Raw genomic sequence first — 23,147 nt, 5'->3', positions numbered from 1 at the left:
GTTACGGAGCCCTCACATGACAGACCGCGCCAAACAAATGACCGAAGACGAAGCCGCCGAATTTGCCGAGCAGGTCTTCGATGTGGCCCGCAAAGGCGACGCCGCCATGCTCGCCGCGCTGCTGGCCAAAGGCTTGCCGGCCAACTTTCGCAACCATAATGGCGACACGTTGCTGATGCTTGCGGCCTACCACGGCCACGCCGAGGCGGTAAAAGTGCTGCTCGAGTTCAAGGCGGACCCGCAGATCGCCAATGACAAGAACCAACTGCCGATCGCCGGCGCAGCGTTCAAGGGCAACCTGCCCGTGGTCAAGGCCCTGATCGAAGGCGGCACGCCGGTGGATGCCGCGTCCTCGGATGGCCGCACCGCGTTGATGATGGCAGCGATGTTCAATCGCGTTGAAATGGTCGACTACTTGCTCGGCCAGGGTGCGAACCCCAAGGCTGTGGATGCCCAGGGCGCGACGGCGTTGGCAGCGGCGCGGACCATGGGCGCGGTGGATACGGCGGCGCAGTTGCAGAAACTGGTGTAGGCTACGCGCCCTCAAAAACCAGCCTGCCACAGGATCCGCCCATGAAAACCGCCCTCGTCGAACTCATCAGCAAAATCAGCGCCGGCGTCATGGGCGAGGACGAAGTGGCGCGCATCGCCACCGAGGCTGCCCAGGCCTACGCGGACCCCGTCGCTTTTCTGGCCGCCAACCCGGATATCAACTACGACGATACTTTCCCTATGCCGTTGGGCGAGTGGGTGGTAGTCGGCAGCTTGCCCGAGACTGCGCTGTTCCAGGCCGACACTTACGGCGATCTGTTTGCACAGATCGTTGCGTCGTTCGGCCCGGGCGTGGCGTTCAACCTCAAGCCCAAGCAACTGGCCAAGACCGACGACCTCACCGCGCTGAACCGCATTCAAATCCAGATGAGCGCCCTCAGCCCGGAAGACGGCGGTTACGTGCTGATGAATTTCAGCCAATTGCTCGATGACGAACTACAGATGGTGCTGGTGTATGGCAACGACCTGCCGCGCGTGCTGGAACTGTGCGCCGAAGTCGGTATCAAGGCCGAGCCGTCCCTGGAAGCGTTGCGCGTTGCCGTGCACGTCTGAAATAAAACGGAACCCCTGTCAGCACTGACTATCCTACAAGTGCATGCCCCCACTTAGGAGCGACACCATGGGTTCCACTTTTAATGGCCTGATCGGCCTGATCATTCTCGCGTTGGATATCTGGGCGATCATCAACGTGTTCAAAAGCGGCGCGAGCACGGGCGCCAAAGTGCTGTGGATCTTGTTGATCCTGCTGTTGCCGGTATTGGGCCTGATCATCTGGGCAATTGCCGGGCCGCGCGGCAACGTGCGGATCTGACACGGCACTCCATAGGGAGTGGTAGCAGTCAATGCAAGAGGGGGCTTGCCCCGATGGCAGCGATTCAGTCGACACATTCGTTGACTGATACGCCGCCATCGGGGGCAAGCCCCCTCTCTCATTGGGTTTCACTGTAGCGGTTGATTTGTGTGTCGAAATATTCGTTGCACGAAATTTTCACATCTTATCCAAGACAATTCGCCGGCTTTATTCCCCATCAAAGGCTCTATCTCAAGTGCCATTAACGGTGGGGCAGTGGTATGCGTTCAGTAATTAATAGCCTTGCCGCCGTTGATCGGGCACCATTCGCGCCACTGCATTACTTCGCACCTTAAACTTCCAATGGGTCCTGAAACGACATGGCAAACCCGGACGCCCTGAATCAGCAGCGAGCTTCAAATCGCCTGCTGCAACCGACCGTCAAATCCCATCTGGCGTACACACTGCTCTGCGCACTGGTCATGATGGTGATGTTCTCCCTGCTGCGCCTTGCGCTGCTGGTCTACAACCGCGAGATGATCCTCGATACGCCGGCCTCGACCTTCCTGGAAGCGTTCGCCAACGGTACGCGCTTCGACATCCGTTTTGTGATGTACGCGCTGGTCCCGCTGCTGCTGGCCTTGTTCAGCGTTCGAGCCATGGCGGCGCGGGGTTTCTTCCGTTTGTGGCTGACCGTCGTGTCCAGCATTGCCCTGTTCCTGGGCCTGATGGAAATGGACTTCTACCGCGAGTTCCACCAGCGCCTCAACGGCCTGGTCTTCCAATATGTAAAGGAAGACCCGAAAACCGTGATGAGCATGCTTTGGTACGGTTTCCCGGTGGTGCGTTACCTGCTGGCCTGGGCCGTGGGTACGCTGATCCTGAGCATGGCCTTTAAAGGTGCCGACCGCGCGACGCGCCCCCGTGGCCCGTTCAGCGGCGGCAGTATCGGCACGCGCCAGGTGGCGCCGTGGTACACGCGTATCGCGGTGTTCGTGGTCTGCCTGGTCATCGCCACCGTCGCCATTCGCGGTACCCTGCGCCAGGGCCCACCGCTGCGTTGGGGGGATGTCTACACCACCGACTCGAACTTCGCCAACCAGCTGGGTTTGAACGGCACGCTGTCGCTGATTGCCGCCGCCAAGGCGCGTTTCTCCGAAGAGCGTTCCAACATCTGGAAAGCCACCCTGGACCAGCCGCTGGCGACCCAGACCGTGCGCGACATGTTGCTACTGCCGGCTCATGAAAAGCTGGTGGACACCGACACCACCGCCGTGCGCCGTGACTTCACGCCACCGGCCGAAAAGACCCTGCCGATCAAGAACGTCGTGGTGATCCTGATGGAGAGCTTCGCCGGTCACTCGGTGGGCGCCCTGGGGCGTCCGGGCAATATCACGCCGTACTTCGACAAATTGTCCAAGGAAGGCTTGCTGTTCGACCGCTTCTTCTCCAACGGCACTCACACCCACCAGGGTATGTTCGCCACCATGGCGTGCTTCCCGAACCTGCCGGGCTTCGAATACCTGATGCAGACCCCCGAAGGCAGCCACAAGCTATCGGGCCTGCCGCAGTTGCTCAGCGCGCGCAAATTTGACGACGTGTATGTCTACAACGGCGATTTTGCCTGGGACAACCAGTCGGGCTTCTTCAGCAACCAGGGCATGACCAACTTCATCGGGCGCAACGACTTCGTCAACCCGGTGTTCTCCGACCCGACCTGGGGCGTGTCCGACCAGGACATGTTCAACCGTGGTCTGGAAGAGTTGAAAGCCCGCGAAGGCGGCAAGCCGTTCTACGCACTGCTGCAAACCCTGTCCAACCACACGCCGTACGCGTTGCCGACGCCATTGCCGGTCGAGAAAGTCACCGACCGTGGCAGCCTCAACGAACATTTGACCGCCATGCGTTACTCCGACTGGGCCTTGGGCCAGTTCTTTGAGAAGGCCCGCAAAGAGCCGTACTTCAAGGAAACGCTGTTCGTAGTCGTGGGCGACCACGGTTTTGGTAACGAACAGCAGATCACCGAGATGGACCTGGGGCGCTTCAACGTGCCGATGCTGATGATCGCACCGGGCATGCAGGAGAAGTTCGGCGTACGTGACCACACCGTGGGCACCCAGATCGACATCGTCCCAACCATCATGGGCCGCCTCGGCGGTGACACCCTGCACCAGTGCTGGGGCCGTGACCTGCTGAACCTGCCGGAAGGCGACAAGGGCTTCGGCGTGATCAAGCCATCGGGCAGCGACCAGACCGTCGCCTTGCTCACCGGTGATCGCGTGCTGGTATTGCCTAAGGAGATGCCACCCAAGCTTTGGGAATACGAACTGGGCGAAAACCCGACCGGTAAAGTGATCCCGGAATCACCGGATGAAGCGGCGTTGAAGCAGAAGCTTGAATCGTTCCTGCAAACCGCTACTAAGAGCCTGTTGGATAACACCGCAGGTGTGGTGGATGGCAAGCCGGACTAATTAGCCGGCAAAAAAAGAGGCCTCTATATGAGTAAAGAGGCCTCTATATCAGTAATGCCAGTCGGTTAAGAAAGAGAAAGGCTAAAAAGCAACCTGTGGCGAGGGAGCTTGCTCCCGTTGGACTGCGCAGCAGTCCCATTCTTTGTAAACAAAGAGTGGGGCCGCTTCGCGGCCCAACGGGAGCAAGCTCCCTCGCCACAAGTACAGCGTTCAGCCTTAACTGACTGGCATAAGCCTCTATATGAGGCCTTTTTTTTGGGCGCGTTTATATGCGGCCGAGCAACATCAATACCAGCAGAACGACCAGCACAACACCCAGGATACCCGACGGGCCATAGCCCCAATTTCGCGAATGGGGGAATACCGGCAAACCGCCGACCAACAGCAGGATCAGGATAATGATCAGAATCAGGCTCATGTTTTCTTCCTTATTGGCCTTGGGGAAAGACCGGTTATTTAACGATAGGCTCGCCTTTTGTTTACGGGCGCCTTAATACCTCCGACTCTGCCCATGCGAAGAAAATTCCCTGTTTCTTTAAAGCATTTTGCAAACTTTCTTATTTCCTTTAACGCGTTCGCAGCGGCACAAGCTTAGTTGCAAAAACATTGAACTTACGCTGTAAACCGACCTCGCACCCGTTCGCCGGTTTGCCCGAGGCATTCATCAATTGGATGGTGCGTGGGTAGCGGAAAAACCTTCGCTACACTGCCGGGCATTACCTCCGCGAACACAAGGCAACTTTCTATGCAAAATCGCATGATGATCACTGGCGCCGGGTCCGGGCTGGGTCGTGAAATCGCTCTGCGCTGGGCCCGTGAAGGCTGGCAGTTGGCCTTGTCGGACGTCAGCGAGCCGGGCTTGCAGGAAACCCTCAAGCAGGTGCGCGAGGCCGGTGGTGATGGGTTTACCCAACGCTGTGACGTGCGTGACTACAGCCAGCTCACGGCCTTTGCCCAAGCATGCGAGTTGAAGCTCGGCGGTATTGATGTGATCGTCAACAATGCCGGCGTCGCGTCGGGGGGCTTCTTTGCCGAACTGTCCCTGGAAGATTGGGACTGGCAGATTGCGATCAACTTGATGGGGGTGGTTAAAGGCTGCAAGGCGTTCCTGCCGCTGCTGGAGAAGAGCAAGGGCCGGATTATCAACATCGCCTCGATGGCGGCGCTGATGCAGGGGCCGGCGATGAGCAACTACAACGTGGCCAAAGCCGGTGTGGTGGCGCTGTCGGAAAGTCTGCTGGTTGAACTCAAGCAGCAGCAAGTGGGCGTGCATGTGGTGTGCCCGTCGTTTTTCCAGACCAACCTGCTCGACTCGTTCCGCGGGCCGACCCCGGCGATGAAAGCGCAGGTGGGCAAGTTACTGGAAAGCTCGCCGATCTCGGCAGCGGACATTGCCGACTACATCTACCAGCACGTGGCCGAAGGTGAGTTCATGATTCTGCCCCATGAGCAGGGGCGGATGGCCTGGACATTGAAGCAGAAGAATCCGCAGTTGCTGTACGACGAAATGACGGTGATGGCCGACAAGATGCGCGCCAAAGCGCAAGCTGTTAAGGGCTGATCGGGTGCGGTCTGTCAGGTAAGTTACCTATTGATGTAGGTGGTGCCTGATTTGACCGCAAGCCATTGCTGGGCCGTATTCAAGCGCGCATGGTCGAGGTCCTGTCACTCCAAAAGGACAACCGCCATGCTGGTCTTAAGCCGCGCCGTCGGCGAAATCATCTCCATCGGCGATGACATCGCCTTGCACATCCTCGAAGTGAACGGTACCCAGGTAAAACTCGGCATCGTGGCGCCTGTGGACGTCAATGTGCACCGTGCCGAGGTCTATCAAAAGATCCTCGAACGCCAGGCCGCCCAACCCCACACCGCCACCCATCCCTGAAACCTGCTCAGTCGAACAGATGCTTGGGCACATCGTGCTTGAGCATCAACTGGCATTGCTCGCTCTCGGGGTCGAATACGATCAGCGCCTGGCCTTTGGTCAGGGCCTGGCGTACACGCAGCACGCGGGTTTCCAGCGGTGTGTCGTCGCCATTGTCGGTGCCATCGCGGGTGACGAAGTCTTCGATGAGCCGGGTCAGGGTATCGACTTCAAGTGCTTCGTAGGGAATCAGCATACAAGCCTCGGAGGTAGGGTCCCGGCGATCCTACTGCGCCGGGGCCCTTGTTACCAGCAGTTGCCGGCGTCAGGATTTTTGACCGACCAGGCTGTCCACCGACGGCACGCGGGTGTCGCTCTCCATTTGCGTCTCGTGTTCCAGCTGATGGCTGAACCTGTCCAGTGAGCCCTGGGCCGGTTGTGCATCGCTGGCGAACACCGGCGGGCTGAGGATATAGGCGCCCAACAGGCGGCTCAGCGCCGCCAGGCTGTCGATGTGCGTACGTTCGTAGCCGTGGGTGGCGTCGCAGCCGAAGGCCAGCAGGGCGGTGCGGATGTCGTGGCCGGCGGTGACGGCCGAGTGGGCGTCGCTGAAGTAATAGCGGAACAAGTCGCGGCGCACGGGCAGCTCGTTGTCGGTCGCCAGGCGCAACAGATGACGGGACAGGTGATAGTCATACGGCCCGCCGGAGTCCTGCATCGCCACGCTCACGGCATGCTCGCTGGAGTGCTGGCCGGGGGCAACCGGGGCAATATCGATCCCTACGAATTCACTGACGTCCCAGGGCAGGGCGGCCGCTGCGCCACTGCCGGTTTCCTCGGTGATGGTGAACAGCGGGTGACAGTCGATCAGCAAGGGTTCGCCGCTGTCGACGATAGCCTTGAGCGCGGCGAGCAAGGCCGCGACACCGGCTTTGTCATCCAGGTGGCGGGCGCTGATATGCCCACTCTCGGTGAACTCCGGCAAGGGGTCGAACGCCACGTAGTCGCCCACGCTGATGCCCAGGGAATCGCAGTCGGCGCGGGTGGTGCAGTAGGCGTCCAGGCGCAATTCCACATGGTCCCAACTCACCGGCATTTCATCCACGGCGGTGTTGAACGCATGCCCGGAGGCCATCAGCGGCAGCACACTGCCACGGATTACGCCATTGTCGGTAAACAGGCTGACCCGGCTGCCCTCGGCAAAGCGGCTTGACCAGCAGCCCACTGGCGCCAGCGTCAGGCGACCGTTGTCCTTGATGGCCCGCACGGCGGCGCCAATGGTGTCCAAGTGCGCAGACACGGCACGGTCCGGGCTGTTTTTTTGGCCTTTCAGGGTGGCGCGAATGGTGCCGCGCCGGGTCATTTCGAAGGGAATGCCCAGTTCTTCCAGGCGTTCGGCGACATAGCGCACGATGGTGTCGGTAAATCCGGTAGGGCTGGGAATGGCGAGCATTTCCAGCAGTACTTTTTGCAGGTAATTCAGATCCGGTTCGGGGATGGTTCGGCTCATAAAGACTCCTAAGGTCGGATCGTTCAGCTATGGGGAAACAGCAAGTCCACAAACTTTTCCGCAGTGGGCTGCGGTTCATGATTGGCCAGGCCGGCCCGTTCGTTGGCCTCGATGAATACGTACTCGGGTTGGTCGGCGGCAGGCACCATCAGGTCCAGGCCGACCATCGGGATGTCCAGGGCGCGGGCGGCACGGATGGCGGCGTCCACCAGGGTGGGGTGCAGGATTGCGGTGACATCCTCCAGGCAACCGCCGGTGTGCAGGTTGGCCGTGCGGCGCACGGCCAGGGTCTGGCCGGGAGGCAGGATGCTGTTGTAGTCGTAGCCGGCGGCATTCAGCGTGCGCTCGGTTTCGCCATCGAGGGGGATTTTGCTCTCGCCGTCGGTAGCGGCCTGCCGGCGACGGCTTTGGGCCTCGATCAAGGCGCGGATGGTGTGGTGGCCGTCGCCGGTGACTTCGGCCGGGCGGCGGATAGCGGCGGCGACCACTTCAAAGCCGATCACCAGGATGCGCAGATCCAGGCCTTCGTGGAAGCTCTCCAGCAACACACGGCTGTCGAACTGGCGTGCCGCTTCGATGGCCTGTTGCACGTCTTCGATGGTCTGCAAGTCCACCGCTACCCCTTGGCCTTGCTCGCCGTCCAGTGGCTTGACCACGATGCGCTGGTGCTCGTCGAGAAACTCCAGGTTGTCATCGGCGCTGCCTGCCAATTGTTGCGCCGGTAATTTCAGACCAGCCGCTTTGAGCACTTTGTGGGTCAGGCTTTTGTCCTGGCACAAAGTCATGCTGATAGCGCTGGTCAGGTCGCTCAGGGACTCACGGCAGCGCACGCGGCGTCCGCCATGGCTTAAGGTGAACAAACCGGCCTCGGCGTCATCGACCTGCACATCGATGCCGCGGCGATGGGCCTCTTCGACAATGATCCGAGCATACGGATTGAATTCCGCCTGCGGACCCGGCCCCAGAAACAGCGGTTGGTTGATGCCATTCTTGCGCTTGATCGCAAACGTGGTCAGCGCCCGAAAACCCAACTTGGCGTAGAGGCTCTTGGCCTGGCGATTGTCGTGCAGCACCGACAGGTCCAGGTAACTCAGGCCACGGCTCATGAAGTGCTCCACCAAATGGCGCACCAGCACCTCGCCCACACCGGGACGTGTGCATTGCGGGTCGACCGCCAGGCACCACAGGCTGCAGCCGTTTTCCGGGTCTTGAAAGGCTTTCTGATGATTGAGGCCCATGACGCTGCCGATCACCGCGCCGCTGTCTTCGTCTTCGGCCAGCCAATACACCGGTCCGCCCTGATGGCGGGGCGTGAGGCGTTCGGCGTCTACAGGCAACATACCGCGCCCGTGGTAGAGCAGGTTGACCGCCTGCCAATCGGCATCGGTCTGTACGCGACGGATGCGAAAACCTCGAAATACGCGGGTGGCCGGACGATAGTCAGTGAACCATAGGCGCAGGGTGTCGGAGGGGTCGAGGAACAATTGTTGTGGGTCGAGCCCGAGGATCTGCTGAGGCGCCGCCACGTACAACGCGATATCGCGTTCGCCGGGCTGCTCCTTGAGCAGTTCTTCGGCCAGGCTGGCCGGGTCGGGAAAGGTATGGCCGATCAGTAACCGGCCCCAACCGCAATGCACGGCGATCGGTTCGGCGTTTTGCGGGCTGCCATCCTCGGCCAGTCGGGCTTGCAGGCGTTCGTAAGACGGTGCCTGGCCCTTGAGTAAACGTTGGCTGTAAGCCGCTGCATGGGGTTTCATCAATCAGATTCCTTGTTCGCTGAGCCACAGGTTCAGCGCCGCCAGTTGCCACAGTTTGGAGCCGCGCAGCGGGGTCAATTGGCCCTGCGGGTCAGTGAGCAGGCGGTCGAGTGTGGCCGGGTTGAACAGGCCACGATCCTGGCTGGGGTCCAGCAGCAGGTCGCGCACCCAGTTCAGGGTGTCGCCTTGCAAATGCTTGAGACCGGGCACCGGGAAATACCCCTTTTTACGGTCGATGACCTCGCTGGGGATGACGCGGCGCGCCGCTTCTTTCAACACTTGTTTGCCGCCATCGGGCAATTTGAATTTACCCGGCACGCGGGCCGACAGTTCCACCAGGCGGTAGTCGAGGAACGGCGTGCGTGCTTCCAGACCCCAGGCCATGGTCATGTTGTCGACGCGTTTGACCGGGTCGTCCACCAGCATCACCGTGCTGTCCAGGCGCAGCGCCTTGTCCACCGCGGCTTGCGCACCCGGCATCGCGAAATGCTCGCGCACGAAGTCGCCCGCAGCGTCGTTGGCGGTGAGCCATTTCGGCGCGACGGTGGCGGCATAGTCGTCGTAGCTGCGGTCGAAGAATGCCTCGCGGTAGGCACTGTAGGGATCGCTGGCGCCATCCACCTGCGGGTACCAGTGGTAACCGGCGAAGAGCTCATCGGCGCCCTGGCCGCTCTGCACCACCTTGCAATGCTTGGCCACTTCCCGCGACAACAGGTAGAAGGCGATGCAGTCGTGGCTGACCATCGGCTCGCTCATGGCGCGAAAGGCCGCGGGCAGTTGCTCGATGATTTCGCTCTCGGCGATGCGTAACTGGTGATGGCGGGTACCATAGTGCCGGGCGATCAGGTCCGAGTACTGGAACTCGTCGCCACGTTCGCCGCCGGCATCTTCAAAGCCGATGGAGAAGGTCGACAGACCTTCCACGCCGACTTCCCGCAGCAGCCCGACGAGCATGCTCGAGTCGACGCCGCCGGAGAGCAGTACCCCGACATCCACGGCCGCGCGTTGGCGAATGGCTACGGCTTCGCGGGTGCTGTCGAGGACGCGGTCGGTCCAGTCTTCCAGGGTGAGGTTACGCTCATCCTCACGTGGGCCGTAGGGCAGCGTCCACCAGGTTTTCTGCTCGATCTTGCCGTCGGCGTCGATGCGCATCCAGCTTGCCGGTGGCAGCTTCTCAATGCCGGCCAGCAAGGTACGCGGCGCCGGTACCACGGCGTGGAAGTTGAGGTAATGGTTGAGTGCCACCGGATCGAGGATCGGGTTGATGTCACCGCCCTTGAGCAGCGCCGGCAACGCCGACGCAAAGCGCAAACGCTGACCGGTGCGCGACAGGTACAGCGGCTTCACGCCGAGACGGTCGCGCGCAAGGAACAGGCGCTGGGCATCACGCTCCCAGATCGCAAACGCAAACATGCCATTGAGCTTGGGCAGCAGCGCTTCGCCCCAGGCGTGATAGCCCTTGAGCAGTACCTCGGTGTCGCCGCCGGAATAGAAGGCGTAGCCCAGGGCTTCCAGCTCTGCTCTGAGTTCCGGGAAGTTGTAGATGGCACCGTTGAAGGCCAGGGTCAGGCCCAGATGGGCGTCGATCATCGGCTGGGCCGAGCCGTCCGACAGGTCCATGATTTTAAGGCGACGGTGGCCAAGGGCGATTGGGCCTTGGGCATGGAAGCCCCAGGCATCGGGCCCGCGAGGGGCCAGGTGATGGGTAATTCGTTCTATCGCTGCCAGGTCGGCAGGTTGGTGATCAAAACGTAGCTCGCCAGCTAATCCGCACATAAATTCCTTACCGGTTTTTCCGTTGGGGAGAACAAAACTCACAGCGCCGGAAGGGCGCATACCCTGAAACTGACCCAAGGCATTTGCGGGAGTTTTAGAACAATAAGTTATATGCGGAAGGGGCGCGGGGTACGCACAGTGCAATGACGCGCCTGTGTTGCCCGTGCTTGACGGGGGGAGCCTTTATGGAGGAAGGGGATACCGGCGGTGGCCCATCCGGTATCCGAGGTGTTGCTCAGCGCTTGGTCGCAGTGCTGCGAATCAGCGTTCGCACGGCGAAGCGATTCGGGTGGCAGGCGTGCGCCACGCTGCTCGGCAGCGGCAGCGGTTCATCATCCAGCCAGGCCGCGAGCAGTTCAGCGGACAGCGGCGCGGTGATCAGGCCGCGCGAGCCATGGCCGCTGTTGACGTACAGGCCGTCCAGCCAGGGACACGGTGTCTGCGGAGTATGCCGGGCGTCCTTGCGCAGTGCGTCGTAGGCCTGGGCGAAGGCCGGTGCGTCGGCCAGCGGGCCGACGATGGGCAGGTAGTCCGGGCTGGTGCAGCGAAAGGCGGCGCGGCCTTGCAGGTCGGCGGGGTCGAGGGCTTCGGCGTGCAGACGTTGGGCCAGGTCTGCGGAGATGTCCTTGAGCAGCGCCAGGTTGCCGGCGTGATCGGCGACGGTGGGTGTGAGGTCATCGTTGTTGAAGTCGAAGCTGGCGCCCAACGTGTGTTCGCCCAGGCGCGGCGGGGCCACATACCCTTCGGCACACACCACCGTCTTGAGCGCGGCGCTCTCGGCTGTTTGCGGCAAGCGGGTGATCTGCCCGCGAATGCGCTTGAGCGGCAGGTCGGCGAACTGTCGGACTTGCGCCGCACAGGCCAAAACCACCACCGGCGCGCCGGCCAGCAGGTGTTCGCCGTCCCAGGCCTGCCATTGGCCATCGACGTTGCGCAGGTCGAGTACGTCATGGTGAGGCCGCACGGTGATGCCGGGCTGGCGGGCTTGCCACTCACACAAGGCGGGCGGGTGCACCCAGCCGCCCTCCGGATAAAACAGCCCGCCATGCTGCAGGGCAACCCCGGCCCTGGCTTGTGCCTGCTCCCGATTCAGCGGGTGCACCAGCGTCGGCGCAAACGCATTGGCCAGTTGCGCCTGGCGTTGGTCTTCCTTGGCGTCGAAGGCCAGTTGCAACACGCCGCAGTCGTCCCAATCCACACCGCGCTGCAGCTGTTCCAGCAGACGACGGGTGTGCCCGAAACCGGCGACGATCATCTGTGATAAGGCGGTGCCATGGGCAGACAATTTCAGGTACAGCACGCCTTGCGGATTGCCCGATGCCTCTTGGGCGAGTGCATCGTGGCGCTCCAGCAGGTCGACCTGCCAGCCGCGCGCAGCGAGACTGGCGGCCGTGGCACAGCCGGCCAGGCCGCCACCGATCACCAGGGCTTTGCGCTCGCCGTGGGGGCGCGCCGGTCGGGCGAACCAGGGTTTGGCTGGCGGCGGTGGTGTGACATCGGCGGGCCAACCGAGAAACTCACCGCGCAGGATCTCCCACTTGTGGCCGATACCCGGCGTGCGCTTCATCTTGAACCCGGCCGCATTGATCAAACGCCGAACCCAGCCGGTGCTGGTAAAGGTGCTGATGGTCGAGCCCGGCGCGGCCAGGCGTGCCAGTTCGGCAAACAACTCGGCGGTCCACATCTCCGGGTTTTTCGCAGGGGCGAAACCGTCGAGAAACCACGCATCGATCTGCGCGTCCAGTTGCGGCAACTGTTCGAGCACATCTCCGATCAGCAGGGTCAGGGTCACGCGGCCGTTATCCAGCACCAGGCGCTGAAAACCCTGGTGGATGGCGATGTACTGCGCCAGCAGTTGTTCGGCGAACGGTTGCAGCTCGGGCCACAGGGCGAGGGCGCGTTTCAGGTCGGTGTGACTGAGGGGGTATTTTTCCACGCTGACAAAATGCAAGCGTGCACCGGCGACCGCGTGTTGCTCGAACAGCTGCCAGGCACACAGGAAATTCAGGCCGGTGCCAAAGCCGGTTTCACCAATCACCAGCCGCCCACCCACCGGCAAGGCCGCGAAGCGCTCCTGCAAACGGTTCTGTTCGAGGAACACATAGCGGGTTTCTTCAAGGCCCGACTGGTCGGAGAAGTACACATCGTCGAACACCCGCGAGTGCGGGCGGCCTTGCTCATCCCAGTCGAGCTGGGCGTGGGTGATCGGGTTCATGGGCGGCTCAAAAAATCGCAGGCAAAGGCAAGGCCGCCATTCTAGCCGATCACGGGGCTGGCGATGGGGCGGCGGTTGCCGAGGTTCAGCCAGGCTGCGGCCATTGACCCACGACAAGTTCGTTGGAATTCCTTTCCTGCCGCGTAGCCCAATCCGCTAGTCTTGAGCCATCTTGAAACGGAGCTGCCCCATGTTCGAATCCGCCGAAATCGGTCACGCCATCGACAAAGACACCTATGACGCTGAAGTGCCGGCCCTGCGCGAGGCGTTGCTGGAGGTTCAATATGAACTGCAGCAGCAGAAGCGCTTTCCCGTGATCATCCTGATCAACGGCATCGAAGGCGCCGGCAAGGGCGAGACGGTCAAGCTGCTCAATGAATGGATGGACCCGCGCCTGATCGAGGTGCGCACCTTCGACCAGCAGACCGATGAAGAGTTGGCCCGTCCACCGGCCTGGCGCTATTGGCGCCAATTGCCTGCCAAGGGGCGCATGGGAGTTTTCTTCGGCAACTGGTACAGCCAGATGTTGCAAAGCCGAGTACACGGCGAGATCAAGGATGCCCGTCTCGATCAGGCCATCGCCGGTGCCGAGCGCCTGGAAAAGATGCTCTGCGACGAAGGGGCGTTGATCTTCAAGTTCTGGTTTCACTTGTCCAAGAAGCAGATGAAGGCGCGCCTCAAGGCGCTGGCCGACGACCCCCTGCACAGCTGGCGCATCAGCCCGCTGGACTGGCAGCAGTCCGAGACCTACGACAAGTTCGTGCATTTCGGTGAGCGTATCCTGCGGCGTACCAGCCGCGACTACGCACCGTGGCATGTGATCGAAGGGGTCGACGCCCATTACCGCAGCCTCACTGTGGGCAAGCTGCTGCTCGAAGGGCTGCAAAACGCCTTGAAACTGGCCAAGGGTAAATCCAGCGGCATGAACCCGGCGCCCTTGATCGCTTCGGTGGACAAGAAGGGCCTGCTCGACAGCCTCGACTTGAGCAAAAGCCTGGAAAAAGATGATTACGAAGAACAGCTGATTACCGAGCAGGCGCGCTTCTCCGGCCTGATGCGCGACAAGCGCATGCGCAAGCACGCATTGATCACTGTGTTTGAAGGCAACGATGCGGCGGGTAAGGGCGGTGCGATCCGGCGTGTGGCGGCGGCGCTCGACCCGCGCCAATACCATATCGTGCCGATTGCCGCGCCCAGTGAAGACGAACGTGCCCAGCCTTACCTGTGGCGGTTCTGGCAGAAGATTCCGGCGCGCGGCATGTTCACGGTGTTCGACCGCTCCTGGTACGGCCGCGTGCTGGTGGAGCGCGTCGAAGGCTTCTGCTCGCCGGCCGACTGGATGCGCGCCTATGGCGAAATCAACGACTTCGAAGAGCAACTGCGCGATGCGGGCGTGATCGTGGTCAAGTTCTGGCTGGCCATCGACAAGGACACGCAGTTGGAGCGCTTCCAGGCCCGTGAAAACATCCCTTTCAAGCGCTTCAAGATCACCGAAGACGATTGGCGCAACCGCGACAAGTGGGATGATTATCGCACCGCCGTGGGCGATATGGTCGACCGCACCAGCACCGAAATTTCGCCCTGGACCCTGGTGGAAGCCAACGACAAGCGCTGGGCGCGGGTCAAGGTGCTGCGCACGATCAACCGGGCGCTGGAAGAAGCGTTCGAAAAAACCGACAAGCACGACAAGAAAGGCAAGAAAGCCAAGAAGTAGCGAACGAGGCAAGCCCGCTCACCGCCCTCATGGTTTCGCATACGCCGGGTGAATGATCGTCGCGGTTGGGAGGACCTGGATCTATCCTCGATCCATCTCCCAACAACGACAAGATCGAGGTAGCCCCATGCGTGAAGTAGTCATCGTCGACAGCGTGCGAACCGGCCTGGCCAAGTCCTTTCGCGGCAAGTTCAACCAGACCCGCCCCGATGACATGGCGGCCCATTGCGTCAACGCGCTGCTCGCACGCAACGGCATCGACCCGGCGACGGTTGAGGATTGCATCGTGGGTGCCGGCTCCAACGAAGGTGCCCAGGGCTACAACATCGGGCGTAATGTGGCGGTGCTTTCGCAGTTGGGCACCGGGACGGCGGGCATGACCCTCAACCGTTTCTGCTCTTCGGGTTTGCAGGCGATTGCCATTGCGGCCAACCAGATCGCTTCGGGTTGCAGCGACATCATCGTTGCCGGTGGCGTCGAGTCCATCAGCCTGACTATGAAAAGCGTCAACACCGATAACCTGATCAACCCGTTGCTCAAGGAGCAGGTGCCGGGCCTGTATTTCCCCATGGGCCAGACCGCCGAGATCGTCGCGCGCCGTTATCACGTCAGCCGTGAAGAGCAGGACCTGTATGCCCTGCAAAGCCAGCAGCGCACTGCCCAGGCTCAGGCCGACGGTTTGTTCAGCGATGAAATCGTGCCGATGGCGGTCAAGTATAAGGTCGAGGACAAGAACACCGGCGCAGTGCAGGTGCTGGACGGCGTGGTCGACCGCGACGATTGCAACCGCCCGGACACCACCCTGGCCAGCCTGCAAGGCTTGAAACCCGTGTTTGCCGAAGACGGCTCGGTGACGGCGGGTAACTCGTCGCAGCTCTCCGATGGCGCTTCGATGACCCTGGTGATGAGCCTGGAGAAAGCACTGGCACTGGGGCTCAAGCCCAAGGCGTTTTTCCGCGGGTTTACCGTGGCGGGCTGCGAACCGGATGAGATGGGTATCGGCCCGGTGTTCTCGGTGCCCAAGTTGCTCAAGGCCAAGGGGTTGCAGGTGGCGGATATCGACCTGTGGGAGCTCAACGAGGCGTTTGCCTCGCAGTGCCTGTATGCGCGTAATCGCCTGGAAATCGACAATGCGAAATACAACGTCAACGGTGGTTCGATCTCCATCGGGCACCCGTTCGGCATGACCGGCTCGCGGCAAGTGGGGCATCTGGTGCGTGAGTTGCAGCGCCGTAACTTGCGCTATGGCGTCGTGACCATGTGTGTAGGCGGCGGTATGGGGGCGACCGGTCTGTTCGAAGCGGTGCGTTAGGTTCCGCTGGAAAACGGGATCAGTGGGGGAGGGGCTGTCCCCGATGGCGGTGGCTCAGATCGAGGATCTGTGACTGACATACCCTCATCGGGGAAGCCCCTCCCGCATTTTGAACGGCGTCATAGCCCAATCCTTGTGCTTGCCCCTAGAATGCGTTTCCACTTCCTCTGGTTCCTGGGGCTCTCATGCACATCTCTTCCGGCCGCTGGGTCTACGGCTTTGGCTTGACCCTGCTGACCGCGTTTCTATGGGGCATCCTGCCCATCAAACTCAAACAAGTGCTGCAGGTGATGGACCCGATCACCGTTACCTGGTTTCGCCTGACAGTGGCCGGCGGTTGCCTGTTCGTCTACCTCGCGCTCAGCAGGCGCTTGCCCAGTCGCAGGGTGCTTGGCCCGAAGGGCGGCTGGCTGGTGGCGATGGCGGTGTGCGGTCTGGTAGGCAACTACGTGCTGTATCTGGTCGGCCTGAAAATGCTCAGTCCCGGCACCGCACAACTGGTGGTGCAGATGGGACCGATCTTCCTGATGATCGCCAGTGTGTTTGTGTTCAAGGAGCGATTCAGCCTGGGGCAGGTAGTAGGGTTGGTGGTGTTGATCTGCGGTTTCGGTTTGTTCTTCAACCAGCGCCTGACGGAGCTTCTCAGCTCGCTTGGCACTTACACGGCGGGCGTATTGACGATATTGCTGGCGACCTCCATCTGGGTGTTCTATGCCCTGGGGCAGAAGCAGCTGTTGACGGCGTGGAATTCGCTGCAGGTGATGATGGTGATCTATCTGTTCTGTGCCCTGTTGCTCACGCCCTGGGCTCATCCGCTGGAAGCGCTGGACCTGAGCCCGCTGCAAGGCTGGCTGTTGCTGGCCTGCTGCATGAACACCCTGGTGGCGTATGGCGCCTTCGCCGAGGCGCTGGCCCATTGGGAAGCTTCGCGGGTCAGTGCGACTCTGGCGATCACACCCTTGGTGACCTTTGTCGCGGTGGCCCTGGCCGCGTGGTTGTGGCCGGACTATGTGCAGGCTGAAGAGATCAACGCCCTGGGCTATGCCGGGGCGTTGGTGGTGGTGCTGGGGTCGGCGACCGTGGCGCTGGCACCGTCGTTGCTCGCCGGGCTCAAGGCCCGGCGTTTACGCATGGCCTCCTAGTTTCCGAGCATGTCCTGCGGGCGTACCCATTGGTCGAACTCCGCCTCGGAGAGGTAGCCCAGCTCCAGCGCGGCTTCCCGTAGGGTCAAGCCTTCGGCGTACGCCTTCTTGGCGATCTGCGCCGACTTGTCATAACCGATGTGTGGGTTGAGTGCCGTGACCAGCATCAGCCCGCGCTCCAGGTGCTCGGCCATTTGCACAGCGTCCGGCTCGAGGCCGGCCACACAATGCTCCTGGAAGTTATTGCAGCCATCGGCCAGCAGGCGGATCGATTCCAGCAGGTTGTGGATGATCACCGGCTTGTACACGTTCAACTGCAAATGCCCCTGGCTGGCGGCAATGCCGATGGTCACGTCATTGCCCAATACCTGGCAGGCCAGCATCGACAGCGCCTCGCACTGGGTGGGGTTGACCTTGCCCGGCATGATCGAACTGCCCGGCTCGTTGGCCGGCAACTTCACTTCGGCCAGCCCCGCACGGGGGCCGGAACCCAGCAGGCGCAGGTCGTTGGCGATTTTCATCAGGGCCACGGCCAGGGTTTTCAGCGCACCGTGCAGGGTCACCAGTGGCTCATGGCCGGAGAGGGCGGCGAACTTGTTCGGGGCCGTGACGAAGGGCAGACCTGACAACGCTGCCAGCTCGGAAGCAATGGCCTCGCCAAAACCGTGGGGCGCATTCAGCCCGGTGCCTACGGCGGTGCCGCCCTGGGCCAGTTCGCACACCGCAGGCAGGGCGCTACGGATCGCGCGTTCGGCGTAGTCGAGTTGGGCAATAAAGGCCGAGAGTTCCTGGCCGAAGGTGATCGGTGTGGCGTCCATCATGTGGGTGCGACCGGTTTTCACCAGCTTCATATGTTTGGCGGCTTGCTCCGCCAACCCGCCGGAAAGATTAGCGATTGCGGGCAGCAGCCGTTGATGCACGGCCTGCACGGCCGCGATGCTCATGGCCGTGGGGAAGCAGTCGTTGGAACTCTGGGAACGGTTGACGTGGTCGTTGGGGTGCACCGGGCTCTTGCCGCCACGGTTGTTGCCCGCCAGCTCGTTGGCACGGCCGGCGATGACCTCGTTGGCGTTCATATTGCTCTGGGTACCGCTGCCGGTTTGCCACACCACCAACGGGAATTGATCGTCATGCTGCCCATCGAGCACTTCGTCAGCGGCTTGCTCTATCAGGCGGGCGATGTCGGCGGGCAGATCGCCGTTGCGGTCGTTGACCCGTGCCGCGGCCTTCTTGATCAGGGCCAGGGCGTGCAGCACCGCGAGTGGCATGCGCTGTTCACCAATGGCGAAATTCACCAGCGAACGTTGGGTCTGGGCGCCCCAGTAAGCATCGTCCGGGACATGAACTTCTCCCAGGCTGTCGGTTTCGATACGGCTCATCGGGCTTACTCCTTCAGGTTCGTTTGCGCAGTTTAGGCTGTGATCGGCCGGACGGGTTCCCTGAAAGACTTTTCATCGGCAAATCCACGCCCGACAAGGGGCGGGGTTGAGCCATAAGGTTTTTTAGGCGCAGAATGGGCGCCCTTGGGGTCTTACCTCGTCTGCTAGAAAAGGAAACTCGATGACTCGTCTTCGTGCCATCTGTACCGCGGTTGCTCTGGTTTGCGCCAGCGGCCAGGTTTTTGCCGATACCGCCAGCCACAACGCCAGTGCCGAAGCCTTCCTTACCCTGGCCCACGCCGACAAGCTGGGTACCCCGGTGTACATGCAAGTGCAGCAAATGTTTGCCCAGCGTTTCGAACAGACCAAGGCGCCTGCCGCCAAGCAGTCCGTACTGGACAGCTACCAGGCCAAGGCCAACGCCGCCCTGGACCAGGCCATCGGCTGGCCGAAGCTGAAGCCGGACATGGTCAAGCTCTATACCAGCAACTTCAGCGAGTCCGAGCTCAAGGACCTGGTCGCTTTCTACCAGTCGCCACTGGGCAAGAAAGTCCTAGAAAAAATGCCGCAACTGACCCAGCAATCGGCCCAGATGACCCAGGCCAAGCTGGAAAGCGCCGTGCCGGTAGTCAACAAGCTGTTGGAAGACATGACCAACGAGCTGATGCCGAAAGCTGCCGCACCGGCCAAGAAGAAGTAAGCAGGAATGACCATGCAACAGCGTATCGAAACGGCGCTTGCCGCCCTGGGCTCCGACCACCTGAGCGTGCTGGATGAAAGCCACATGCACAGCCGTGGGTTGCAGACCCACTTCAAGGCCGTGCTGGTCAGCCCTCAGTTCGAGGGGCTCAACCGCGTCAAGCGCCATCAGAAGGTCTACGCCACCCTGGGTGACCTGATGAGCGAGTTTCATGCGCTTGCGCTGCATACCTACACGCCTGACGAATGGGCGAAAATCGACGCAGCACCGGCCTCGCCGACCTGCGCCGGAGGGCATTGAGGCAGCTACGCTACTAAGCTACAAGCTACAAGCTACAAGCTACAAGCTACAAGCTACAAGCTACAAGCTACAAGCTACGAGATTGGAGCCCACATAGCTGCCTTTTTGTTAGAATCCTCAGCGCGCCGCTTAGTCGGCGCGTTTTTTTGTCTTTGCTTTTACTTGCAGCTTGCAGCTTGAAACTCGCAGCTGCACCAATCCGGTTCACCCTTTACGAGGGTAGCCACCTGGAGAGAACACCCATGACTCAACCGATTGTCGTGGCGGCACTGTACAAGTTCGTCACCCTTGAAGATTACGTCGCCCTGCGCGAGCCACTGCTGCAGGCGATGGTCGACAACGGCATCAAAGGCACCCTGCTGATCGCCGAGGAAGGCATCAACGGCACCGTTTCCGGCACCCGCGAAGGCATCGATGGCCTGCTTGCCTGGCTGAAAAATGACCCGCGCATGGTCGATATCGATCACAAGGAATCCTACTGCGACGAGCAGCCGTTCTACCGCACCAAGGTCAAGCTCAAGAAAGAGATCGTGACCCTGGGCGTCGAAGGCGTCGATCCGAACAAGAAGGTCGGCACCTATGTCGAACCGCAGGACTGGAACGCGCTGATCAGTGACCCGGAAGTGCTGTTGATCGACACCCGCAATGACTACGAAGTGTCCATCGGCACCTTCGAAGGCGCGATTGACCCGAAAACTACCAGTTTTCGCGAGTTTCCCGACTACATCAAAGCCAACTTCGACCCGGCCAAGCACAAGAAGGTCGCCATGTTCTGCACGGGCGGCATTCGTTGTGAGAAAGCCTCGAGCTATATGCTCAGCGAGGGCTTTGATGAGGTCTACCACCTCAAGGGTGGCATCCTGAAGTACCTTGAAGAGGTGCCCCAGGAAGAAACCAAATGGCGGGGCGACTGTTTTGTGTTCGACAATCGTGTGACGGTACGCCACGACTTGAGTGAAGGCGACTACGATCAATGTCATGCCTGCCGCACACCGGTGAGCGTCGAAGACCGCGCGTCCGAGCACTATGTGGCGGGTATCAGTTGTCCGCATTGCTGGGATAAGCTGCCGGAGAAGACCCGTCGCAGCGCGATCGACCGGCAAAAGCAGATTGAACTGGCCAAGGCCCGCAATATGCCGCATCCGATTGGCTTCAACTATAAGCAAACCCCTTCCGAGGCCTGAGCCATGTCTGCGCGCCTGCTCTATGTAATGGACCCGATGTGCTCCTGGTGCTGGGGTTTTGCCCCGGTGGCCGAGGCGTTGGTGGAGCAGGCCCAGGCCGCCGGCGTGGAGTTGCATCTGGTAGTGGGTGGTTTGCGCACCGGCAGCGGTGCGGCGCTGGAACCTGCGACCCGGCGCTACATCCTGGAACACTGGCAGGCGGTCACCGATGCCACCGGCCAGCCGTTCAAGCGCGAAGGCGCGTTGCCCGACGGTTTCGTCTATGACACCGAGCCGGCCTGCCGCGCCATTGTCACGGCGCGCAGCCTGGCGCCGGACTGCGCGTGGACGCTGCTGGGGCTGATCCAGCGCGCGTTTTATGTCGAGGGCCGCGATGTGACCCTCGCCAGTGTGCTGGTGGAACTGGCGGAGAAGGCCGGCATACCGCGGATCGAGTTTGCCGGTGCGTTTGACCGCGCCGAGCAACACGCCGCAACGGCCGCTGACTTCACGTGGGTGCAGGACTTGGGTATCGCCGGTTTTCCGACCCTTTTGGCCGAGCGCAATGGCCAGTTGGCTTTGCTGACCAATGGTTATCAGCCGCTGTCCGAGCTGTCGCCGTTGCTGGCTCGATGGCTGGAGCGAGCAACCTGTGCATGATCAGCCTGACCTTGAACCTGGCAAACGCACTGATCGCCTGACCTGGGCGGAAATCCGCCGTTTGGCCCTGCGTCACAAGAAATCCCTGTGGATCGCCAATGGCGTAGCCGTGCTGGCGACCCTGTGCAGTGTGCCTATTCCCCTGTTGTTGCCATTGCTGGTGGACGAAGTGCTGCTGGGCCACGGCGATGCCGCGCTCAAGGTGATGAACCACGCGTTACCCCTGGGCTGGCAGAAAGCCGCCGGTTATATCGGCCTGATGCTCTTGGTGACCTTGTTACTGCGCTGTGGTGCGTTGGTATTCAACGTGGTGCAGGCGCGGCTGTTTGCGCGGTTGGCCAAAGACATCGTGTATCGCATCCGCGTGCGCCTGATCGAACGGCTCAAGCGCATTTCCCTCGGCGAATATGAAAGCCTGGGCAGTGGCACGGTCACCACACATCTGGTCACCGACCTCGACACGCTGGATAAATTCGTCGGCGAAACCCTTAGCCGCTTCCTGGTGGCCATGCTCACCCTGGTGGGCACTTCGGCCATTCTGGTGTGGATGCATTGGCAGCTGGCGTTGTTGATCCTGTTGTTCAATCCGCTGGTGATCTACGCCACGGTGCAACTGGGCAAGCGCGTCAAACACCTGAAAAAACTGGAAAACGACAGCACCTCACGGTTTACCCAGGCGCTGACCGAAACCCTGGACGCCATCCAGGAAGTGCGCGCCGGCAACCGCCAGGGCTTTTTCCTCGGGCGCCTTGGCCAGCGTGCCCTGGAAGTGCGCGACTATGCGATCAATTCCCAATGGAAAAGCGATGCCTCCAGCCGCGCCAGCGGTTTGTTGTTCCAGTTTGGTATCGATATCTTCCGTGCGGCGGCGATGCTCACCGTCTTGTTTTCCGACCTGTCCATTGGCCAGATGCTCGCGGTGTTCAGTTACCTGTGGTTTATGATCGGCCCGGTGGAACAATTGTTGAACCTGCAATACGCGTACTACGCGGCGGGCGGGGCGCTGACGCGGATCAACGAGCTGCTGGCGCGAGCCGACGAGCCGCAATATGCCGGCGGCGATGATCCGTTTACCGGGCATGAGACGGTGGGTATTGACGTGCGTGGCCTCAACTTCGGCTACGGTGAAGACTTGGTGCTCGACCAACTGAACCTGAGCATTGCGCCAGGAGAAAAGGTTGCCATCGTCGGTGCCAGCGGCGGCGGCAAAAGTACGTTGGTGCAACTGCTGCTGGGGCTGTATACGCCACAGGCGGGCAGTATCCGTTTCGGCGGTGCCACCCAGCAGGAGATCGGCCTGGAGACCATCCGTGAACATGTAGCGGTGGTGCTGCAACACCCGGCGCTGTTCAACGATACCGTGCGCGCCAACCTGACCATGGGCCGTCCCCGTTCCGACCAGGCTTGCTGGCAGGCACTGGAGATCGCCCAACTGGAGGCCACGGTCAAGGCTTTGCCCTTGGGCCTGGACAGTGTGGTGGGGCGGTCCGGCGTACGCTTTTCCGGCGGGCAACGCCAGCGCCTGGCCATTGCGCGGATGGTGCTGGCCGAGCCGAAGGTGGTGATTCTGGACGAGGCCACTTCCGCCCTGGACGCCGCCACCGAGTACAACCTGCATCAGGCGCTGGCGCGGTTTCTCAGCGGGCGTACTACACTGATTATCGCCCATCGCTTGTCGGCGGTGAAACAGGCTGATCGAGTACTGGTGTTCGATGGTGGGCATATCGCCGAGGACGGCGACCATCAGCAATTGATCGCTGATGGCGGGTTGTACGCCAAGTTGTACGGGCATCTGCAACAAGTGCATTGATTTAGCTTAGGCTGTGCTATCGGGAGCGGATT

General features: G+C 61.3%; 21 protein-coding genes. 14 read left to right on the top strand and 7 right to left on the bottom strand.

Annotated elements, in window-relative coordinates; all coding sequences use genetic code 11:
• The first annotated feature begins 16 nt into the window (after positions 1 to 16).
• The 4 genes from M5B97_RS17520 to M5B97_RS17505 all read left to right on the top strand — a co-directional run bounded on the left by M5B97_RS17520 (position 17) and on the right by M5B97_RS17505 (position 3,813).
• Positions 17 to 532: an ankyrin repeat domain-containing protein gene (locus M5B97_RS17520; RefSeq protein WP_134656832.1), complete on the top strand. Its 516-nt coding sequence runs from the start codon at positions 17 to 19 to the stop codon at positions 530 to 532.
• A gap of 41 nt (positions 533 to 573) precedes the next feature.
• Positions 574 to 1,104, top strand: coding sequence for a hypothetical protein (locus M5B97_RS17515; protein ID WP_123717587.1), 531 nt, complete (start codon positions 574 to 576; stop codon positions 1,102 to 1,104).
• 67 nt (positions 1,105 to 1,171) lie between these two features.
• The gene (locus M5B97_RS17510; RefSeq protein ID WP_003172956.1) at positions 1,172 to 1,363 is read left to right on the top strand and encodes a PLDc N-terminal domain-containing protein; all 192 of its coding nucleotides are present in this window, start codon (positions 1,172 to 1,174) and stop codon (positions 1,361 to 1,363) included.
• Positions 1,364 to 1,722: 359 nt separating this feature from the next.
• Complete coding sequence (locus M5B97_RS17505; RefSeq protein ID WP_123717588.1) at positions 1,723 to 3,813, top strand: LTA synthase family protein; 2,091 nt, start codon at positions 1,723 to 1,725, stop codon at positions 3,811 to 3,813.
• 265 nt (positions 3,814 to 4,078) lie between these two features.
• On the opposite strand, the gene M5B97_RS17500 is transcribed toward M5B97_RS17505, so the two are convergent.
• Positions 4,079 to 4,231: a DUF3309 family protein gene (locus M5B97_RS17500; protein WP_065873322.1), complete on the bottom strand. Its 153-nt coding sequence runs from the start codon at positions 4,229 to 4,231 to the stop codon at positions 4,079 to 4,081.
• 327 nt (positions 4,232 to 4,558) lie between these two features.
• On the opposite strand from M5B97_RS17500, the gene M5B97_RS17495 reads away from it, so the two are divergent.
• Positions 4,559 to 5,374: an SDR family oxidoreductase gene (locus M5B97_RS17495; RefSeq protein ID WP_248732150.1), complete on the top strand. Its 816-nt coding sequence runs from the start codon at positions 4,559 to 4,561 to the stop codon at positions 5,372 to 5,374.
• 126 nt (positions 5,375 to 5,500) lie between these two features.
• The gene (csrA, locus tag M5B97_RS17490; protein WP_134656828.1) at positions 5,501 to 5,698 is read left to right on the top strand and encodes a carbon storage regulator CsrA; all 198 of its coding nucleotides are present in this window, start codon (positions 5,501 to 5,503) and stop codon (positions 5,696 to 5,698) included.
• A gap of 7 nt (positions 5,699 to 5,705) precedes the next feature.
• Here the strand turns inward: csrA and M5B97_RS17485 are convergent, their stop codons facing one another.
• The 5 genes from M5B97_RS17485 to mnmC all read right to left on the bottom strand — a co-directional run bounded on the left by M5B97_RS17485 (position 5,706) and on the right by mnmC (position 12,935).
• Positions 5,706 to 5,933 carry a YheU family protein gene (locus M5B97_RS17485; RefSeq protein WP_129394982.1) on the bottom strand — a complete coding sequence of 76 codons (228 nt, stop codon included), beginning with the start codon at positions 5,931 to 5,933 and terminating at the stop codon, positions 5,706 to 5,708.
• 69 nt (positions 5,934 to 6,002) lie between these two features.
• Positions 6,003 to 7,187, bottom strand: a complete 1,185-nt coding sequence (locus M5B97_RS17480; protein ID WP_123717591.1) for an osmoprotectant NAGGN system M42 family peptidase — start codon at positions 7,185 to 7,187, stop codon at positions 6,003 to 6,005.
• Positions 7,188 to 7,210: 23 nt separating this feature from the next.
• On the bottom strand, positions 7,211 to 8,944 hold the full coding sequence (ngg, locus tag M5B97_RS17475; RefSeq protein ID WP_123717592.1) for an N-acetylglutaminylglutamine synthetase: 1,734 nt from the start codon (positions 8,942 to 8,944) through the stop codon (positions 7,211 to 7,213).
• A 3-nt stretch (positions 8,945 to 8,947) separates the two neighbouring features.
• Positions 8,948 to 10,720, bottom strand: a complete 1,773-nt coding sequence (locus tag M5B97_RS17470; RefSeq protein WP_248732149.1) for an N-acetylglutaminylglutamine amidotransferase — start codon at positions 10,718 to 10,720, stop codon at positions 8,948 to 8,950.
• 235 nt (positions 10,721 to 10,955) lie between these two features.
• Positions 10,956 to 12,935: a bifunctional tRNA (5-methylaminomethyl-2-thiouridine)(34)-methyltransferase MnmD/FAD-dependent 5-carboxymethylaminomethyl-2-thiouridine(34) oxidoreductase MnmC gene (gene mnmC / locus M5B97_RS17465; RefSeq protein ID WP_248732148.1), complete on the bottom strand. Its 1,980-nt coding sequence runs from the start codon at positions 12,933 to 12,935 to the stop codon at positions 10,956 to 10,958.
• Between the two features lie 190 nt (positions 12,936 to 13,125).
• Between mnmC and pap the strand changes: the two genes are divergently transcribed.
• The 3 genes from pap to M5B97_RS17450 all read left to right on the top strand — a co-directional run bounded on the left by pap (position 13,126) and on the right by M5B97_RS17450 (position 17,103).
• Positions 13,126 to 14,649, top strand: a complete 1,524-nt coding sequence (pap, locus tag M5B97_RS17460; RefSeq protein ID WP_248732147.1) for a polyphosphate:AMP phosphotransferase — start codon at positions 13,126 to 13,128, stop codon at positions 14,647 to 14,649.
• Positions 14,650 to 14,776: 127 nt separating this feature from the next.
• Positions 14,777 to 15,961: a thiolase family protein gene (locus M5B97_RS17455; protein WP_134656822.1), complete on the top strand. Its 1,185-nt coding sequence runs from the start codon at positions 14,777 to 14,779 to the stop codon at positions 15,959 to 15,961.
• Between the two features lie 185 nt (positions 15,962 to 16,146).
• Entirely contained in the window at positions 16,147 to 17,103 is a 957-nt protein-coding gene (locus tag M5B97_RS17450) for a DMT family transporter (RefSeq protein WP_123717597.1), read from the top strand.
• Here the strand turns inward: M5B97_RS17450 and M5B97_RS17445 are convergent.
• Positions 17,100 to 18,482 carry a class II fumarate hydratase gene (locus tag M5B97_RS17445; RefSeq protein WP_123717598.1) on the bottom strand — a complete coding sequence of 461 codons (1,383 nt, stop codon included), beginning with the start codon at positions 18,480 to 18,482 and terminating at the stop codon, positions 17,100 to 17,102. The genes M5B97_RS17450 and M5B97_RS17445 overlap by 4 nt on opposite strands.
• A 181-nt stretch (positions 18,483 to 18,663) precedes the next feature.
• Between M5B97_RS17445 and M5B97_RS17440 the strand changes: the two genes are divergently transcribed.
• From M5B97_RS17440 to M5B97_RS17420, 5 genes are all read left to right on the top strand, one after another.
• Positions 18,664 to 19,182, top strand: coding sequence for a DUF2059 domain-containing protein (locus tag M5B97_RS17440; RefSeq protein WP_123717599.1), 519 nt, complete (start codon positions 18,664 to 18,666; stop codon positions 19,180 to 19,182).
• Between the two features lie 6 nt (positions 19,183 to 19,188).
• Complete coding sequence (locus M5B97_RS17435) at positions 19,189 to 19,482, top strand: BolA family protein (RefSeq protein ID WP_123717600.1); 294 nt, start codon at positions 19,189 to 19,191, stop codon at positions 19,480 to 19,482.
• A 242-nt stretch (positions 19,483 to 19,724) separates the two neighbouring features.
• Positions 19,725 to 20,666, top strand: a complete 942-nt coding sequence (locus M5B97_RS17430; RefSeq protein WP_134656819.1) for a rhodanese-related sulfurtransferase — start codon at positions 19,725 to 19,727, stop codon at positions 20,664 to 20,666.
• Positions 20,667 to 20,702: 36 nt separating this feature from the next.
• Positions 20,703 to 21,305, top strand: coding sequence for a DsbA family protein (locus M5B97_RS17425; protein ID WP_177421573.1), 603 nt, complete (start codon positions 20,703 to 20,705; stop codon positions 21,303 to 21,305).
• Positions 21,298 to 23,115 carry an ABC transporter ATP-binding protein gene (locus M5B97_RS17420; protein ID WP_248732146.1) on the top strand — a complete coding sequence of 606 codons (1,818 nt, stop codon included), beginning with the start codon at positions 21,298 to 21,300 and terminating at the stop codon, positions 23,113 to 23,115. Before M5B97_RS17425 ends, M5B97_RS17420 begins: the two co-directional genes overlap by 8 nt.
• Positions 23,116 to 23,147: the final 32 nt, after the last annotated feature.

The sequence above is a fragment of the Pseudomonas sp. MWU13-2517 genome (assembly GCF_023242545.1).
GTDB lineage: Bacteria > Pseudomonadota > Gammaproteobacteria > Pseudomonadales > Pseudomonadaceae > Aquipseudomonas.
Note: the sequence above shows the minus strand (reverse complement) of the source record. Positions and strands in the feature narration are given on the sequence as shown.

Excerpts from the sequence above, each read along its gene's own strand:
- M5B97_RS17520 (WP_134656832.1), top strand. The coding sequence starts at position 17 with ATGACAGACCGCGCCAAACAAATGACCGAAGACGAAGCCGCCGAATTT.
- M5B97_RS17515 (WP_123717587.1), top strand. The coding sequence starts at position 574 with ATGAAAACCGCCCTCGTCGAACTCATCAGCAAAATCAGCGCCGGCGTC.
- M5B97_RS17510 (WP_003172956.1), top strand. The coding sequence starts at position 1,172 with ATGGGTTCCACTTTTAATGGCCTGATCGGCCTGATCATTCTCGCGTTG.
- M5B97_RS17505 (WP_123717588.1), top strand. The coding sequence starts at position 1,723 with ATGGCAAACCCGGACGCCCTGAATCAGCAGCGAGCTTCAAATCGCCTG.
- M5B97_RS17500 (WP_065873322.1), bottom strand. The coding sequence starts at position 4,231 with ATGAGCCTGATTCTGATCATTATCCTGATCCTGCTGTTGGTCGGCGGT.
- M5B97_RS17495 (WP_248732150.1), top strand. The coding sequence starts at position 4,559 with ATGCAAAATCGCATGATGATCACTGGCGCCGGGTCCGGGCTGGGTCGT.
- csrA (WP_134656828.1), top strand. The coding sequence starts at position 5,501 with ATGCTGGTCTTAAGCCGCGCCGTCGGCGAAATCATCTCCATCGGCGAT.
- M5B97_RS17485 (WP_129394982.1), bottom strand. The coding sequence starts at position 5,933 with ATGCTGATTCCCTACGAAGCACTTGAAGTCGATACCCTGACCCGGCTC.
- M5B97_RS17480 (WP_123717591.1), bottom strand. The coding sequence starts at position 7,187 with ATGAGCCGAACCATCCCCGAACCGGATCTGAATTACCTGCAAAAAGTA.
- ngg (WP_123717592.1), bottom strand. The coding sequence starts at position 8,944 with ATGAAACCCCATGCAGCGGCTTACAGCCAACGTTTACTCAAGGGCCAG.
- M5B97_RS17470 (WP_248732149.1), bottom strand. The coding sequence starts at position 10,720 with ATGTGCGGATTAGCTGGCGAGCTACGTTTTGATCACCAACCTGCCGAC.
- mnmC (WP_248732148.1), bottom strand. The coding sequence starts at position 12,935 with ATGAACCCGATCACCCACGCCCAGCTCGACTGGGATGAGCAAGGCCGC.
- pap (WP_248732147.1), top strand. The coding sequence starts at position 13,126 with ATGTTCGAATCCGCCGAAATCGGTCACGCCATCGACAAAGACACCTAT.
- M5B97_RS17455 (WP_134656822.1), top strand. The coding sequence starts at position 14,777 with ATGCGTGAAGTAGTCATCGTCGACAGCGTGCGAACCGGCCTGGCCAAG.
- M5B97_RS17450 (WP_123717597.1), top strand. The coding sequence starts at position 16,147 with ATGCACATCTCTTCCGGCCGCTGGGTCTACGGCTTTGGCTTGACCCTG.
- M5B97_RS17445 (WP_123717598.1), bottom strand. The coding sequence starts at position 18,482 with ATGAGCCGTATCGAAACCGACAGCCTGGGAGAAGTTCATGTCCCGGAC.
- M5B97_RS17440 (WP_123717599.1), top strand. The coding sequence starts at position 18,664 with ATGACTCGTCTTCGTGCCATCTGTACCGCGGTTGCTCTGGTTTGCGCC.
- M5B97_RS17435 (WP_123717600.1), top strand. The coding sequence starts at position 19,189 with ATGACCATGCAACAGCGTATCGAAACGGCGCTTGCCGCCCTGGGCTCC.
- M5B97_RS17430 (WP_134656819.1), top strand. The coding sequence starts at position 19,725 with ATGACTCAACCGATTGTCGTGGCGGCACTGTACAAGTTCGTCACCCTT.
- M5B97_RS17425 (WP_177421573.1), top strand. The coding sequence starts at position 20,703 with ATGTGCTCCTGGTGCTGGGGTTTTGCCCCGGTGGCCGAGGCGTTGGTG.